Here is a 16,182-nt window from a genome sequence, read left to right on the forward strand (position 1 = left end):
CCTCTTTGCTCTCCGTGATCCGTCGGTCCGCCGGCGTCCTTCTGGTGTTCGCTCTCGCCGGGTGCTCCGCAGGTCCCATCAGTCCCGGAGATTCCGGTGCGGGAGATGCCGGTCAGGGGTCAACGGCTGCGACGGGGAAGGTCGTTCGCCGGCCCCACGCCGACGCCGCTTTCGACTATCAATTGGGCGGCGCCTATACGCCTCCTGCCGGGACCCGGGCCGTCTCCCGCGACCGCAGCGCGCCGCCGGTGCCGGGCCTGTACAACATCTGCTACGTGAACGCCTTTCAGTCTCAGCCCGGGGAAGCGGTGGACTGGTGGAAGCGGAACCATCCGCGGCTGCTGCTGCGCGACGACGCCGGAAAGCCGGTCACCGATACGGACTGGGACGAACCGCTGCTCGACATCTCCACCGGTGCGAAGCGCAGGGACCTCGCAGACATTGTGGGTGGCTGGATCGATGGCTGCGCCGCAGCGGGTTTTGATGCCGTGGAACCCGACAATCTGGATTCCTACGAGCGGTCACACGGTCTTCTCACGCCGGACGACGCGCTGGCCTTCACGAAACTCCTGGCACATCGGGCGCACCGGAAAGGTCTGGCGATCGCGCAGAAGAACACCGCTGACCTCCTCGGCAGACATGCCCGAGCCGGGTTCGATTTCGCCGTCGTGGAGGAATGCGGCAGCTATCACGAGTGCGCCGACTTCGCCGGGGCGTACGACGGCCGGGTCTTCGACGTGGAGTACCGGCGGAAGGACTTCGACACGGCCTGCCGCTCCTGGGGCAGTCAGCTGTCGATCACCTTGCGGGACCGTGATGTCGTCCCGGCCGGCCAGGACGGTTACGTCCACCGGGGCTGCTGAAGCCCGGACGACCGGGCGGTCAGGAGGGGCAGCCGGAGTCGGCGATCAGGTAGTAGCCCGGGGCAGTCCGCGCGAGGGTGTGCCGGACGAAGACGTTGTAGAGACCCATGTTCTGGTTGGATCCGTTGGCATAGGTGTAGCCTCCGCTCCGGTGCGCCCGGCCGGCCGCCACGTGGTCGTAGTTGGTGTCCGTGAAGCACTGCGGCTCGCTACCGGTCGTCGTCGCCGTGACCGCGGTCGACGACGCGCCGACGGCGCCCCCGGCGTCGACTGCGGCGACGGTGTAGCGGTAACTGGCTCCGCCGCTCAGCCCGGTGTCGGTGAACGCTGTCCCGGTGACCGATCCGGCCGCCGTGCCATCACGGTAAACGGTGTACGACGCCGCGCCGTCCACCGCGTTCCAGGCCAGGGACACCGTCGTCCCGGTGGTTGCGCCGACCTGCACACCGGTGGGGGCGGGCAGCGAACCCGTACCACCGCCGTCGGCTGACCCGTCGAGTCCCCAGAACAGGGCGGTGTAGTAACTCGAGCAGATGGAGCTGAGGTAGTAGGTGCCGGTCGTGCCGCACTGGTCCGTGCCCGACCCGGGCTGGACCGCGAGCCCGTGAGCCATTCCGGCGATCGAGTAGAGCTCGACAGCCGGTTTCCCCGTGCCGTCGTCGTAACTGCTCAGGGTCGTCCCTCCGGGCAGACTCCGAGTACTGGACGCGGTCTGGCCGATGCCCCAGACATCCGTCCACTGATCGCGGAGTTCGCTGCCGTTCACCGGATTCACCGTGGTGTCGGACGATCCCTGCCAGATGGCGACGCGGGGCCACGGGCCCGGGTAACCGGGATGGGAACCGCGTACCTTGTCGCCCCACTGCGCGGGCGAAAGCTTCTGGTCGCTGTACTGACAGCCGGAGGCCGCCGCCGACGTGGTGGCGCACTGCGCGGGCAGCCCCGAATCCACCGCGCCGCCGGCGAAGACGTCCGGATAGTCGGCGAGCAGATCGGCGGTCATACCGCCGCCGGCGGACAGCCCGGTGACGAATATCCGGTGACTGTCGGAGCCGTGCTGGGTTTCGGCCTCGTTCACCATCTGCCGGACGGAAGCGGCTTCGCCCTGGTCGCGGGTGTCCTTGGCGGTGTCGAACCAGCTGAAGCACGACAGCGCGTTGTTGGACGAGTCGGTCTGCGGGAAGACCACTTCGAAGCCCCACAGGTCGGCGTATTTCTGCCATCCCGAGTGTGTGTAGTAGTCCTCCGCAGACTGCGTGCAGCCGTGCAGGGCGACCACCAGCGGCGCGCCGGCCGGCAGATCTGCCGGAGTGTAGGTGTACATCGTGAGATGACCCGGGTTCGAACCGAAGCCGGTGACCTGCTGGAAGGTACCGGCGGCTGCGGCAGCCGGGGGCGCGCCGGCCATCGTGCCCAGGCAGGCGACAACCATACTGAGGACGGTGGTGAGGGTGAGACGTCGGACGACGTCGCGCGGGCGGAACGAGCGCATGGCGGACTCCTGTTGGTGGGGAGCGTCGGCAGGCGACGTCGCGTCACCGGAACGGGCGCTGCGGTACGCCCGGCCCGGCCACGGAAGCCACTGACGCCGGAACGTACGACCGTTCGGCGCACACTGCCTATAGGACGGCCCGATACGGCCCCGTCGGTCTCCGTGTCGCCCCCGGCCATGGTGAGAGCCCGGCCCATGCCCTAACGAGGTGAGACCCGGTACCGGGACCACCGCGTGGTCGCGGGACAAGCGCCGCGGAGACGTCGGCGACATGGCGCGGAACACCACCTCGCGCCCGGTCACTGTGGCTGTCGGCCACGTGTGCCCGGCCTCCCATCGTTCCTAGCGTGTCGGCCATGGAAAGTACCCAGAAATCCGGCAGCGGTTCCGGCCGGGTCGCCGATCCCGTGGCCGCCGTCCCGGCCGCAGGATCCCGCTTCCTGGAAGGCAGGAGGGCCTTGGTCACCGGTGCGGCCAGTGGCATCGGGCGGGCCTGTGCACGCGTTTTCGCGGCAGCCGGCGCCACCGTGTACGTGGTGGACCGGGCCGGAGAGGCGGCCAAGAGCGTCGCCGAAGAGATCGGTGGCAGCGCCTATGTCGTCGACCTCGCCGACCTCGACAGTGTCGACACCTTGCCTTCCGACGCCGACATCGTGATCAACAACGCCGGGCTCCAGCACATCGCGCCCCTCCACGAGTTCCCACCTGAGCGGTTCGCCCTCATCCAGCGGGTGATGGTGGAGGCGCCTTTCCGCATCATCCGCGGGACTCTGCCCCACATGTACGCACAGCAATGGGGCCGGATCGTCAACATCTCTTCGGTCCACGGACTGCGTGCCAGCGCCTTCAAATCGGCCTACGTGGCCGCCAAACACGCCCTTGAGGGGCTCAGCAAGGTGGCCGCGCTGGAAGGTGCCCCGCATGGGGTGACCAGCAACTGTGTGAACCCCGGCTACGTGCGCACCCCTCTGGTCGAGCAGCAGATCGCCACCCAGGCCCGTGCCCACGGTGTCCCGCCGGATGAGGTCATCGAGAAGGTGATGCTCGAACGCAGCGCGCTGAAACGGCTGATCGAACCGGCAGAGGTCGCGCAGGCCGCCCTGTGGCTGTGCTCCCCGCATACCGGCTATCTCACCGGTACGTCACTGCCCCTGGACGGCGGCTGGACGGCCGGCTGAACGGCTGGGTCCGCCGGCGGGCCCCATGAACACGACCTCGTACGACGACAACCACCCACGTCCCCACCCCTCCAGAATGGTGTCCTCATGGCCAGCGCCGCCGTGCACTCTCCCCACGAACCCACCGAACCCGGCAAACCCACTGAACCGGCCGCACTGCGCCGAGTCGTGGCGGCGAGCCTCGTCGGTACGACCGTCGAGTGGTACGACTACTTTCTCTACGGCTCGGCCGCGGCGCTTGTCTTCGGGCACGTCTTCTTCCCCGAGTCCGACCCGCTCACCGGCACACTGCTCTCGTTCCTCACCTACGCCATCGGCTTCGCGGCCCGGCCACTGGGAGCCATGGTCTTCGGCCACTTCGGTGACCGGATCGGCCGCAAGAAACTCCTGGTCATCAGCCTGCTGATGATGGGCGGCGCCACCATGCTCATCGGCTGCGTCCCTGGTTACCGGACGATCGGCGTCGCCGCCCCCGTACTGCTCACCGTGCTGCGCCTCGTCCAGGGCTTCGCGCTCGGCGGGGAGTGGGGCGGCGCCGTGCTGCTGGTCTCCGAACACGGAGACGCGAAGCGTCGCGGCTTCTGGGCGTCCTGGCCACAGGGCGGCGCGCCCGCGGGCAATCTGATAGCCGTCGGTGTGCTGTCGCTGATGACGACCTTTCAGAGTGACGCGGCATTCGTGGCCTGGGGCTGGCGTATCCCGTTCCTGCTCTCCGCCGTCCTGGTCGGCGTCGGCCTGTGGGTCCGCCTGTCCGTCGATGAGTCCCCGGTGTTCAAGGCGGCGCTGGCCAAGGCCGAAAAGCGCAAGGCCGAGGAGGGAGCCGCTGAGCAGCCACCGGTGCTGGCCGTGCTGCGCCACCACTGGCGGGATGTGCTGGTCGCCATGGGCGCCCGGATGGCGGAGAACATCTCGTACTACGTGATCACGACCTTCGTGCTCACCTACTGCGTGGAACACCTCGAGATCGAGAAGCAGACGGCGCTGAATGCGGTCCTCATCGGCTCCGCCGTGCAGTTCTGCCTGATACCGCTGTTCGGAGCACTGTCGGACCGGATCGGCCGCAAGCCGGTGTATCTGGTCGGCGCGGTGGGCGTGGGAGCCTGGTCGTGGGCGTTCTTCGGACTGCTGGACACCAAGTCGTTTCCGGCCCTGGTGCTGGCCATCACCGTCGGTCTGATCTTCCACAGCGCCATGTACGCCCCGCAGGCGGCGTTCTTCTCCGAACTCTTCGCCACCCGCATGCGGTACTCCGGTGCCTCCATCGGAGCCCAGTTCGCGTCCGTCGCGGCCGGGGCGCCGGCGCCGCTCATCGCGGTGGCGCTGCTCCGGTCCTACGGGAACTCCGCGCCGATCTCCGTCTACGTCGGCCTGGCCGCCGTCATCACGGTGATCGCTCTGATCGCCGCGCGGGAGACGCGCGGCCGCGACCTCGCCCGGGTCACCGGCACCTCGGTCACCGCGGCCCGGGACAGTTCGGCGAGGCCGGTGACGTCGGAGAGCCCGGAAGCCACGTCCGCCTGAGGTCCGCGTCGGGGAGGGGCGGCAGCCACTCCCCATTTCCACGTCCCTGCGGCACGATGGTTCCCCTCATGCCTGAACACATGTCCGAACGGACCCCGATGTCCGAGCAGAATGGGCACGCCGCCCCGTGCGGGCCCGTGCACCGCCTCCTGGAGCTGCTCGCCGACGACGCACCCGCCGAGGAGTTCGGTGCGGTCGCCACGGCTGCCCGCACCGGCGGCGCGAGTCCGCAGGAACTCTCGGAGATCGAGAGGGCCACCGCGACGGCCCTGCGCATCCGACGCGCCCTGCGCCAGCACCGGCGGCGCGAGATGGAGCTCAGCGCGCTGTTCGACACGGCCAGCGATCTCGCGGCTCTACGGGACCTGGACGCCGTACTCAAGTCGATCGTCCGCCGGGCCAGACTGCTGCTCGGCACGGACACGGCCTACCTGACCCTCCCCGACGAGGAAGCCGGGGACACCTACATGCGGGTGACCGACGGCTCGGTGTCGCCGCTCTTCCAGAACCTGCGCCTGGAGCTCGGCGAGGGCCTCGGCGGACTGGTGGCACAGACCGCACGCCCGTACGCCACCCCGGACTACCGCACCGACCAGCGCTTCCACCACACCGGCAATATCGACGCCGGCGTGGTCGACGAGGGGCTCGTCGGGATCCTCGGGGTGCCGTTGCTGCTCGGTTCCCGCGGGAACCGGGGCGGCAAGGTCATCGGGGCGCTCTTCGCCGCGGACCGGTCACCACGCCCCTTCACCCCCGACGAGGTCGCCCTGCTGTGCTCCCTCGCCGCGCACGCCGCCATCGCGATCGACACGGCCGGCGCCATCGCGGATTCCCGCGCTGCGCTCGCCGAGCTGGCCGACGCCAATGCCGTCATCCGCGAACACTCCGAGGCCATGCAGCGCGCCGAGGAAGCCCATGACCGGCTCACCGACCTCGTGCTGCGCGGAGGCGACCTCACGGAAGTCGCCACCGCGGTGGCGAAGCTGCTGGACGGCGCCCTGACCATCCACGACAGTGAGGGCCGCAACCTCGCAGCGGTCCGACCCGACGGCAGTGCCTTCACGGAGACCGCGACCGACGCGGCGCGGGCGTCCGACGCCACCCAGGCATCGCTCTCCGCGGGCCGCGCCGTCCACCGGGACGCGACCTGGACCTGTGCGGTCCTCGCGGGCCCCAGGCTGCTCGGCAGCCTGACGCTGCACGACCGTCCGCACCTCGACGACCCGGACCGGCGGCTGTTCGAGCGCGCCGGTGTCATCACCGCTCTGCTTCTGCTGCTGCGCCACTCGGTGGCCGAGACGGAGAACCGGGTCCGCGGCGAGCTCATCGCCGACCTGCTGGCCGCGCCCGATCGTGACCCGGGCGCGCTGGTCGGGCGCGGGCGCCGGCTCGGCATCGACCTGGAGCAGCCGCACCTGCTGCTGGTCGCGGAAGCCGTCGGCTGCGCGCAGGAGAAGCTGCCCGGTGCGGCCGTGCAGTATCTGTTCGGCAGCGAGAGCATCAGCGCCGAGCACTCCGGAGCCGCGGTGCTGCTCGTCCGGGATGACCGGCCGCCCGGAGAGGCGGCCAGGGCGGCGGCTGCTCAGCTCGCCCATCTCGTCGGGGCTCCGGTGACCGTGGGAGCCACCGGCCCCGCCGCCGGGCCCCGGGCCATCGCGGCCGCCCACGCGGAGGCGGCCCGCTGCCTGCGCGCCCTGCAGGCGCTGGGCCGGGTGGGGGACGGCGCCGGCGTCCTGGAGCTCGGCTTCGTCGGCGTTCTGCTGGGCGACTCCCGTGACGTGTCCGGCTTCGTCAACGCCACCCTCGGATCCCTCCTCGAGTACGACGCCCGGCGGGGCACCGCCCTGGTCCGCACCCTGGAGGCGTACTTCGCCAGCGGCGGCAGCCTCACCCGCGCCAAAGACGTGCTGCACGTCCACGTCAACACGGTCGTGCAGCGGCTCGACCGGATCCAGGCGCTGCTCGGGGCCGACTGGAACAGTGCCGAACGGGCTCTGGAACTCCGCCTGGCCCTGCGGCTGCACCTGCTGGCCCAGGGCCAGTAGGTACAGGTCACCCGCGATGTCGGCGGGTGGCGCGTGCGGTGCGCACGCGCTCGGGTATGCGCACCACACCACCCGGGAACACCTGGACGACCAGCACGAAGACGGCCCCGAGCAGGAACAGCGGCTGGGACAGCGGTACCCGGAGCACCGCGGGAAGGTCCGCGACCGGGCCCGAGCCGGCCAGGTCGCCGAGCCGGTGGTCGGCCCAGGTGTAGAGCACGCCACCGATGAGCGGCCCCCAGCGCGAACCCGATCCACCCAGGACCACCATGACCAGCAGCGACAAGGTGAAGTCCGATGTGGTGGTCTGCGGGGTGGCACCGCCGGTGAGCAGCAGATGGACGATGCCGCCGAGCGAGGCCAGCGCCCCGGCCAGCACGAAGGCCACCAGTTTGAAACCGTACGGCCGCAGTCCGAGCACCTCAACCCGGCCCTCGTTCTCCTTGATGCCCTCCCACACCCGCCCGGTCGGCGAGCTGACCGCCCAGTGCACGGCGGCCAGTGTGAACACCAGGTAGGCCACCGCGATCCAGTAGAGGTTCACGGTGTGCTCGATGCCGACCAGCGCGGCGGGCAGCCGGTCGGCGGGCACCGCGCGGCCCTCCTCGCCGCCCGTGATGCCACCCGGATTGCGTTCGGCGAGGATGGATCCCGCCTGGGCGAACGCCAGGGTGACCATGGAGAACCGGATGCCGCTCACCCGCAGACTCACCGAACCGAGCAGGGCGGCCAGCGCGATTCCGAAGAGCAGGCCGAGCAGAGCCGAGACCCCGAAGGGCAGCCCGGCTTCGAGCATGAACGTGTCGGTGGCGTAGGAGCCGGCCGCGAAGTACAGAGCATGACCGAACGAAAGCAGTCCGGTACGGCCGAGCAAAAGATCGTATCCGGTGGCCAGTGCACCGAACACAAGGCAAAGTGCCAGCAGTTGGAGATTTCCCGCGCTGCCGATGGGACCGTCGAGCAGCCCCGGAAGCGGCAGCGCGCTGTAGGGCGCGGCAATCAGCGCGGCCAGGGCCGCGACAGGCCACCAGCGAGCGAGGTGACGGCTCCGCTCACCACGGTCGGGCACCGGGACGGGCTTCGTCTGCGGATGTGGTTGATCGGCTGTCCGAGTGGCAGTCACACGAGTCTCCCGGTGAGGCCGCGGGGGCGGGTGAGCAGCAGCGCCGCGAGCAGGACGACGACGGAGAGGTCGCCGAGCCCTGCGGTGGTGTAGTAGTTGGCGAACTGCTGAACCAGACCGACCACGACGGAGGCCAGGGCACAGCCGGTCGTGGAGCCCATCCCGCCCATCACGACCACCACGAAGGCGAAGATCAGCAGCGAAGTGCCCTGTCCCGGATCGACGGATCCGAAGTAGAGGCCGCCGAGGGCGCCGGCCAGTGCCGCGGCCGCTCCACCGATGGCGAAGACCAGCGTGAAGGCCTTGCGGACGTCGATACCCAGCGCTGTCACCATGGCCCGGTCCTCGACGCCGGCCCGCACCACGAGGCCGTGACGGGTGCGGGCCAGGAAAACCTTCAGCGCCACCAGCACCAGCACGGCGGCCGCGATCAGCACCGGACGATTGACCGGTATACGGGCGCCGCCCAGGGCGAAGGTACCGGCCAGGGCGCGCGGGCCGGGGAACGGGCGGGCGTCCGCCCCCCAGATCGCCGAGAGCAGGGCGGGGACGGCCAGACCCACTCCGACAGTGGCGAGGACCTGGTCGCGCGGCCGGGTGTAGAGCGGGCGTATCACCGCGAGTTCGAGCAGTACGGCCGCGGCGGTGCCGACGGCAGTGCCGAAGACCACCGCGAGGAGGAAACCGGCACCACCGGGCCCGGCGCCCGGGAGTCGGCCGGACGACGCCCACCAGGTGGCGTACGCACCCACCGAAAGCAGCGCACCGTGAGCGAAATTGAGCACGTCCATCAGTCCGAAGATCAGTGACAGACCGGAGGCGACCAGGAAGTACAGGGCGCCCAGCCCCAGGCCGGTGAAGACGAGCAGGACGGCAGTGGACATCAGCGGCTCGCCTCCGTGGTCGCGGTCGCCGGGCCGTGCGCGGAGTCGTCCCCGACACCCAGCAGTCGGCGGGTCGCGCCGGCGTCCGACAGCAAGGCGGCGACCGGTCCCCGGTGCGCCGTGCGGCCGTCGGCGAGCACGGCGCAGTGCGTCGCGAGGCGGCGGACCACCGCGAGGTTCTGCTCCACCAGGAGGATCGGCACCGCCTCGGCGGCTCGCTCCAGTACCTGTGCGACCTCGGTGACGACCTTGGGCGCCAGGCCCTTGGTCGGCTCGTCGGCGATGATCAGCCGGTTGGCGTTCAGCAGGGTGCGGGCGATCGCCACCATCTGCTGCTGACCCCCCGACAGGGTGCCCGCGGCCTGGCGCGCACGCTGCCGCAGCTCCGGGAAGAGCTCGTACACCAGTGCATACGCGGGTTCCCCGGTGTCCCGGCGCTCGGCGAGCCGGAGATTCTCGGCGACGGTCAGTGCCGCGAACACCCCGCGGTCCTCCGGCGCGTACCCGACTCCGCGACGGACCAGCGCATGGGTGGCCAGCCGTACGGTCTCCCTGCCGTCGAGCAGCACGCTGCCGCTCCGCGGGACGAGACCGACGACCGCGCGCACCGTGGTCGTCTTGCCCGCCCCGTTGCGACCGAGCAGCGCGGTGACCCCGCTCGCCGCGACATCGAGGTCGACGCCGTGCAGGATGTGCCGGCCGCCCACGACGACCCGCAGGCCACGAACGCTGAGCCGGGCGGTGCCGGACGAGGTCACAACGACTCCCCGAGATAGGCCTCTTGGACGAGGGGATCTTTCATCACGGCCTGCGGCGTGTTCGCGGCCAGCAGCGTCCCGTGATGCATGACAGCCAGCCGGTCGGCCAGCCCCAGGAGCACATCCATGTGGTGTTCGACCATCAGTACGGTGCGGCCCTCGTCCTGATGCAGCGAGCTGATCAGGCGTGTCAACGCCGGCACCTCCTCCGCGCTGACCCCGGCCATCGGTTCGTCCAGCAGCATCAGCCGTGGCTCGCCGACGAGCAGTACCGCCAATTCCAGCTTCCGTTTCTCACCGTGCGACAGTGCGCCGGCAGGAGTGTGGGCCCGGTGGGCCAACCCGGTCCGATCGAGTGTCTGCCGGACCCGGTCCGGGAAGCCGGCGGCACGACGCCAGATCCGCAGCGATCCGCCGGTCGCCGCCTGGGCGGCGAGCCGCACATGATCGGCCACTGTCATGGCGGGCCACAGGCTCGACGTCTGGAAGGTACGACCGAGACCCGCCCGGGCACGGGCGTGCACCGGTCCGTTCGTCACATCGACGCCGTCGAGCTCGATCGTGCCGCGGGAGGCCGGGGTGAGTCCGCTGATCAGATTGAACAGGGAGGTCTTCCCGGCACCGTTGGGGCCTATGAAGGCGACGAACTCGCCATCGCGGACATCGAGCGAGACGTCCTCGATGATGACCGCGCCGCCGACGGACCAGCCCAGTCCGCTGAGCCGCAGTACCGGGACACCGGCGGAACCGTCCGCCGCTTCGGTGGCGCCCACCGGCGCTCTGCTGCCGGAGGTCACCGGTCAGCCCGCCAGCGGCTTCGCCGGGGGAGCGGCCGCCGACACCGGTACGGTCGTCAGCAGCCGGGGCCTGATCGACGCGCCGCTCCCGGTCAGCTCCGCGGTGAACATCGGCTGCAGCAGTGCGTGATCGGCGGCCCGGATCTGCTCCCGGCCCTTGGGGCCGTCGAAACTCCAGCCCTCCAGCGCCGCGGCCATCGCCGAGGTGTCGGTCGCACTGCCGGACTCGATGGCATGCACGATCATCTGCGCCGCCGTGAAGCCGTCCGGGCTGAACAGATCAGGTGTGCCGCCCGCCTTCGTGATGCCGTCGAGCATGGCCTTCTCGACGGCGTTCTTGCCGGCACCCGGGAAGTAGTGGGCGAGGAAGGATACCTTCGATCCGGCCGCGCCGAAGACCGGGTACGACGCGGTACCCGCAAGACCGGTCACCACCTTGCTGGAATCCAGCACGCCCTGTTGGTCCAGGGCGGTCCACAGCGCGGGTGCGCTCGCTCCGGCCCAGGCGACAAAGACCAGATCGGGCCCGCCGGACTTCACCTGCCGGGCGAACGGCGTGAGATCGCCGGCACTCGGCGGGGCGAGCACCGATCCGACCCGGGCGCCCTGTTTGCCGAGCACCGCCTTGACCGCCGTCACGTTGGCCTGGCCGAACGCCGAATCCTGGGCCAGCACCGTCACCTTCTTGCCCTTGGCGTCGCCGAGTAGCGAACCGGCCGTGAGGATGTCCTGGTAGGACTGCCGGCCGGACCGGAAGGTGTACGTGTTGATGCCGGTGACGCCGTCGGTAGCCGCCGGACCGCTGATGTCGAGCACCTTGTTCTGTGCGGCCAGCGGCGCCAGCTGCAGTGCCACGCCGGAGTCGGTGCTCCCGGCAAGGATCCTGCAGCCCTTGCCGATGAGCGTCTTCGCCTCGGCGACGGCCTTCGACGGGTCACCGGCGTCGTCCTGCTCGGTGACCACGATCCGGTGCCCGGCCGCTTTGCCGGTGTGGTGTGTGGCGTAGTCCAGCCCCGCTGTGAAGCCCTCCTTGTACTGCTTGCCGTACGCGGCGAGCGGCCCGCTGCGGGAGTAGACCAGACCGACCTCGACCGTGGCGGGACCCGCGCTGTCCGAGGTACTGGAACCGGCGGTACCGGCGGCGCTGCATCCGGCCAGCACGATGCCCGCGGTGAATGCCGTCACGGCGCGCGCACATCTGCTTCTGACAAGGTCTGCGGGACTGAAAGGCATGGTGAGCGACTCCTGGAATTCATTCGCTGTCCGCCGTGGGTGATGGCCCGAACGGTAGAAGCAGCCCCGGCGGGAGGACATGGTGACGGCCACTGCATCTACCCAACGAGCCCTGTGGGAACGGCACATGGCGAGCGGATGGGAGCAGCCCGCCGCGGTAGGACCGCGGCGCGAGCAGGCCGCTCGCGGCCTCCGGGTTCAGGAAGGACTGCACGGGGCCGTACGGGGGTACCCGCCGTGCTGACGGGCAAGATCGGTGGTTACCTGGGAGGCGTTGTTCCTGGCCGCCGACATGGTGATGGCTGACCACCGCCGCAGAGGCCGCCCGCTACCGACGACGGAGGACGCAAAGTGGGAAGCAACGACCTGGCCGGGCGCAGGATCCTCGCGATCGTGACCAACTACGGGGTCGAACAGGACGAACTCGTCGTGCCGGTGCACCACCTGCGCGAGGACGGCGCGACCGTCGATGTCGCAGCGGTGGCGTCGGAGCCCATCAAGACACTCGTGGGTGACAAGGACCCGGGGGAGACCGTCCAGCCGACCCTGAACCTGGCCGCTGTGGACCCGGACGCCTACGACCTGCTCCTTGTCCCGGGCGGCACGCTCAACGCCGATTCGCTGCGCCTGAACGACACAGCCGTCGGCCTCGTCAAGACGTTCGCCGGCACCCGGCGCCCGGTGGCGGCGATCTGCCACGGCGCCTGGATGCTGGTCGAGGCCGCTCTGGTGGCGGACAAGACCCTCACTTCGTACGCGTCGCTCAGCACGGACGTGCGTAATGCGGGCGGTAACTGGGTGGACAAGTCGGTGGTCACCGACCCGTCCGGCGGGTGGGTGCTCATCACCTCGCGCAACCCCGGCGACCTGCCGGACTTCGTCGGCGAGATCCGGAAAGCGCTGCAGTGAGTACCCGTCCGACGAGGTCGGGCGCTTGACCGGATTTTCCAGCTCCGCGGCAGGGGTGCGGAGTTGCCCGCCCGGGAAGAGGTAGGCGGATGCCGGATGTACCCGCGCCTGTGGTCAAGCTCGTGCGGCGGACCGCCGAACCGGTCGCCGTGCAGACGCTGCGGTCCACAGCGGCCGCTGTCATCTCCTTCGTCATCGCCGTGCTGACCCTGCCGCAGCCTGCGCCGCTCACCGCGCCGCTGACCGCACTGCTGGTCGTCCAGGTGACTCTCTATGCCACCATCACCACGGGCATGCGGAGAGTGAACGCCGTCGTCGTCGGAGTGCTCATCGCCATCGGCTTCAGCGCCCTGGTGGGTCTGACCTGGTGGAGCCTCGGCCTGACGATCTTCACCGCGCTGATCGTGGGGCGCTTCGTGCGGGTGGACGAGTTCGTACCCGAGGTGGCGATCAGCGCCATGCTGGTCCTCGGCGTCTCCCAGCTGGCCGCCACGGCGTGGGACCGGATCCTGGAGACGCTGATCGGCGCGGGTGTGGGGCTGATGTTCAATCTGCTCTTCGCGCCCCCGGTGTGGGTCCAACCCGCCGGGGCGTCGATCGAGGGCATGGCCCGTGCCATGGGCCGGATGTTCCGGGAGATGGCGGAAGACGTCGGCAGCCACACGCCCGTGGCGCACGCCGCCGCCCGGCTGCACGAGGCTCGTCGGCTCGACCACGACATCGCCGATGTCGATGCCTCACTGCGCCAGGCCGAGGAGAGCCTTCGTCTCAACCCGCGGGTGCGTCAGGGCCTGCTGTCGCGTGTCGTGCTGCGGACCGGCCTGGACACGCTGGAGATCTGTGCGGTGGTCCTCCGGGTCATCACCCGGACGATGACCGATCTGTCCAAGGCACGCACCGGCGAGCCGTTGTTCGCCACGGAAGTCGCCGTGGAGATCAAAGTGCTCCTGGTGGCGTTGGCCGACGCCATCGAGAGCTTCGCCCTGCTGATCACCACCCCCGTCGCGGCCGGCGCGGAGGAAGCGGAGACCCGTCTGACGGAGTCGCTGGCCCACGGCCGGGCCACTCGGGACCGGGTCGCGGACCTGCTTCTGGAGAGCATGCAGAAGCACCCCCGGCAGTGGCAGTTGCACGGCGCCATGCTGACCGAGGTCGAGCGCATCCTGGACGAACTCGACGTGGACAAGCGCACCGAGCGTCTCACCGAGGAGCTCAACAGCCGATCCGCTGCCCTCGGCGAGCGCCATCCGATCCTCGCCGGGGCGGCCCGCCGGCTACGCGGCACCACGGAAGCACTGCGGTCACGGGCCGAACTGTGAGTGTCCAGCACGGGCCGACCCGGCCGCCCCGGGACCGGCCCCGGTCTCAGTCGGCCGTTTCGCCGGCCTCTCCCGACTCCTCTGCGGCCAGGGCCGGGATGATGCCGCCGATGAGCACCGACCGGCGGCGGTTCGGCGGCAGGTGATGGTGCACCGGGTACTCCTCGTCCCGGGTCGCATTGCGTACCACCAGCGTCGGTGCGGCGTCGGCGGTGAGTGCTGTGTGCAGCCCTTCCAGGCGTAGTTCGTCGCCGGGCTGGATGCGGTCGTAGTCCGCCGCATCATCGAATTCCAGCGCGAGAACGCCGAAGTTGGCGAGGTTCTGCCAGTGGATGCGGGCGAAGGACTTGGCGATCACCGCGCGCAGCCCCAGATAGCGTGGGGTGAGCGCCGCATGCTCGCGTGACGATCCCTGACCGTAGTTGTCCCCGCCGACGATCAGATGCTCGCCGTTCTTCCGGTGCTCGGCCGCGCGGCGCGGGTAATCCGGGTCGATCCGGGTGAAGGTGAATTCCGCAAGGCGCGGAATGTTGGATCGGTAGGGGAGAGCTCGAGCGCCGGCCGGGGAGATCTCGTCGGTGGACACGTCATCGCCCACCTTCAGCAGTACCGGCCCCTGCAGGGTGTCCGGCAGCGGGTCCAGGTCCGGCAGACCGGAGATGCCAGGACCCCGCTCCAACTCGATACGCGACGCCTCCTCCGGGGGCAGCGGAGCCTCCAGCATGGCGGTGTTCACCGGTTCCTGTCGCAGCGCCCCCACCGACGGGTACTCCGCCCCGGTCTCGGCCGCCCAGTCGCGTGGATCGGTGATGACACCGGTCAGCGCGGACGCCGTAGCCGTCTCGGGCGAGCACAGCCACACGGAGTCGTCCTCTGTCCCGGACCGGCCGGGGAAGTTCCGGGGGAAGGTGCGCAGTGAGTTGCGGCCGACGGCCGGGGCCTGACCCATGCCGATGCAGCCGAGACAGCCGGCCTGGTGGATGCGTCCCCCTGCGGTGATCAGATCGAGAACCGCACCCGACTTGGTGAGGTCCTGGAGCGTCTCCCGGGAGGTCGGATTGATGTCGAAGCTCACGCCGGGCGCGGTCTGGCGTCCCCGGACCATCGCGGCGGCCATGGCGAAGTCCCGCAGGCCGGGATTGGCCGACGAGCCGATCACCGCCTGGTCGGCTCGCCGGCCCGCGACGTCCCGCACCGGCACCACGTTGCCGGGTGAGGTGGGCCGTGCGATCAGCGGTACGAGAGCGGAGAGGTCGATCTCCTCGTCGATGTCGTAGTGCGCGTCCTCAGCGGCCCGCAGTGGTGTGAAGTCGGCCTCGCGTCCCTCACTGCTGAGGAAGGCCCGCACCGCGTCGTCGGAGGGGAAGACCGTCGTGGTGGCACCGAGCTCGGCGCCCATGTTGGCGATCACATGCCGGTCCATCGCCGTCAAGGATTCCAGGCCGGGCCCGTAGTACTCGATGACCCGGTTGACCGCGCCCTTCACCCCATGACGGCGCAGCATCTCCAGCACGACGTCCTTCGCACTGACCCACGGCGCGAGGGCGCCGGTCAGCCGCACACCCCAGATCTCCGGCATGGTGATGCGCAGTGGTCGTCCGGCCATCGCGAGCGCCACTTCCAGCCCTCCGGTACCCACCGCGAACATGCCCAGCGCCCCGGCAGCACACGTATGCGAATCGGACCCCGCCAGGGTGTGTCCGGGGACGCCGAAGTGCTGCATGTGCACGGGATGCGAGACGCCGTTGCCCGGCTTCGAGTACCAGACGCCGAACCGCCGGGCGGCGGAGCGCAGAAAGGCGTGGTCCTCCGCGTTCCGTTCATCCGCCTGCAAGATGTTGTGGTCCACGTACTGCACGCTCACCTCGGTGCGCACCCGGTCGAGACCGATCGCTTCGAGTTCCTGCATCACCAGGGTGCCGGTGGCGTCCTGGGTGAGCGTCTGGTCGATCCGCAAACCGATCTCGCTGCCGGGGTCCATCCGGCCCTCCACCAGGTGATCCGCGATGAGGCGATGGGCCAGGGTCCCGTGCTCTGTCCGTCCGGTTGTCTTCATACCG

Annotated in this window: 13 protein-coding genes; 6 read left to right on the top strand and 7 right to left on the bottom strand. The window is 70.0% G+C overall.

Going from position 1 to position 16,182, the window contains the following annotated elements:
* Positions 1-44: 44 nt before the first annotated feature.
* Positions 45-863 (top strand): endo alpha-1,4 polygalactosaminidase, encoded by an 819-nt coding sequence (locus AB0436_RS07185; protein ID WP_366466899.1) that lies wholly within the window; start codon positions 45-47, stop codon positions 861-863.
* 19 nt (positions 864-882) lie between these two features.
* Here the strand turns inward: AB0436_RS07185 and AB0436_RS07190 are convergent, their stop codons facing one another.
* Positions 883-2,295 (bottom strand): PHB depolymerase family esterase, encoded by a 1,413-nt coding sequence (locus AB0436_RS07190; RefSeq protein ID WP_366466900.1) that lies wholly within the window; start codon positions 2,293-2,295, stop codon positions 883-885.
* Positions 2,296-2,711: 416 nt separating this feature from the next.
* Here AB0436_RS07190 and AB0436_RS07195 point away from each other — a divergent pair, with 416 nt between their 5' ends.
* The 3 genes from AB0436_RS07195 (at position 2,712) to AB0436_RS07205 (ending at position 7,099) form a co-directional block, all read left to right on the top strand.
* Positions 2,712-3,533 (top strand): 3-hydroxybutyrate dehydrogenase, encoded by an 822-nt coding sequence (locus tag AB0436_RS07195; protein WP_366466700.1) that lies wholly within the window; start codon positions 2,712-2,714, stop codon positions 3,531-3,533.
* Between the two features lie 87 nt (positions 3,534-3,620).
* Complete coding sequence (locus AB0436_RS07200) at positions 3,621-5,054, top strand: MFS transporter (RefSeq protein ID WP_366466701.1); 1,434 nt, start codon at positions 3,621-3,623, stop codon at positions 5,052-5,054.
* A 98-nt stretch (positions 5,055-5,152) separates the two neighbouring features.
* Entirely contained in the window at positions 5,153-7,099 is a 1,947-nt protein-coding gene (locus AB0436_RS07205) for a GAF domain-containing protein (RefSeq protein WP_366466702.1), read from the top strand.
* A 7-nt stretch (positions 7,100-7,106) separates the two neighbouring features.
* On the opposite strand, the gene AB0436_RS07210 is transcribed toward AB0436_RS07205, so the two are convergent.
* From AB0436_RS07210 to AB0436_RS07230, 5 genes are read right to left on the bottom strand one after another with little or no spacing between them, the layout of a single operon-like run.
* The gene (locus tag AB0436_RS07210; RefSeq protein WP_366466901.1) at positions 7,107-8,168 is read right to left on the bottom strand and encodes a branched-chain amino acid ABC transporter permease; all 1,062 of its coding nucleotides are present in this window, start codon (positions 8,166-8,168) and stop codon (positions 7,107-7,109) included.
* Positions 8,169-8,218: 50 nt separating this feature from the next.
* Entirely contained in the window at positions 8,219-9,106 is an 888-nt protein-coding gene (locus AB0436_RS07215; protein ID WP_366466703.1) for a branched-chain amino acid ABC transporter permease, read from the bottom strand.
* On the bottom strand, positions 9,106-9,864 hold the full coding sequence (locus tag AB0436_RS07220; protein ID WP_366466704.1) for an ABC transporter ATP-binding protein: 759 nt from the start codon (positions 9,862-9,864) through the stop codon (positions 9,106-9,108). The genes AB0436_RS07215 and AB0436_RS07220 overlap by 1 nt, the downstream gene beginning before the upstream one ends.
* Positions 9,861-10,637 (bottom strand): ABC transporter ATP-binding protein, encoded by a 777-nt coding sequence (locus tag AB0436_RS07225; protein ID WP_366466705.1) that lies wholly within the window; start codon positions 10,635-10,637, stop codon positions 9,861-9,863. The genes AB0436_RS07220 and AB0436_RS07225 overlap by 4 nt, the downstream gene beginning before the upstream one ends.
* Before the next feature lie 27 nt (positions 10,638-10,664).
* Positions 10,665-11,894, bottom strand: coding sequence for a substrate-binding domain-containing protein (locus AB0436_RS07230; protein WP_366466706.1), 1,230 nt, complete (start codon positions 11,892-11,894; stop codon positions 10,665-10,667).
* Between the two features lie 351 nt (positions 11,895-12,245).
* Between AB0436_RS07230 and AB0436_RS07235 the strand changes: the two genes are divergently transcribed.
* Both AB0436_RS07235 and AB0436_RS07240 read left to right on the top strand, forming a co-directional pair.
* The gene (locus tag AB0436_RS07235; RefSeq protein WP_366466707.1) at positions 12,246-12,803 is read left to right on the top strand and encodes a type 1 glutamine amidotransferase domain-containing protein; all 558 of its coding nucleotides are present in this window, start codon (positions 12,246-12,248) and stop codon (positions 12,801-12,803) included.
* An 89-nt stretch (positions 12,804-12,892) separates the two neighbouring features.
* Positions 12,893-14,122, top strand: a complete 1,230-nt coding sequence (locus tag AB0436_RS07240; protein WP_366466708.1) for an aromatic acid exporter family protein — start codon at positions 12,893-12,895, stop codon at positions 14,120-14,122.
* Positions 14,123-14,168: 46 nt separating this feature from the next.
* On the opposite strand, the gene AB0436_RS07245 is transcribed toward AB0436_RS07240, so the two are convergent.
* Positions 14,169-16,178: an aconitate hydratase gene (locus AB0436_RS07245; RefSeq protein WP_366466709.1), complete on the bottom strand. Its 2,010-nt coding sequence runs from the start codon at positions 16,176-16,178 to the stop codon at positions 14,169-14,171.
* Positions 16,179-16,182 lie beyond the last annotated feature (4 nt).

Origin of the sequence: Streptomyces sp. NPDC051322 (genome assembly GCF_040689485.1) — a bacterium.
Classification (GTDB): Bacteria; Actinomycetota; Actinomycetes; order Streptomycetales; family Streptomycetaceae; genus Streptomyces.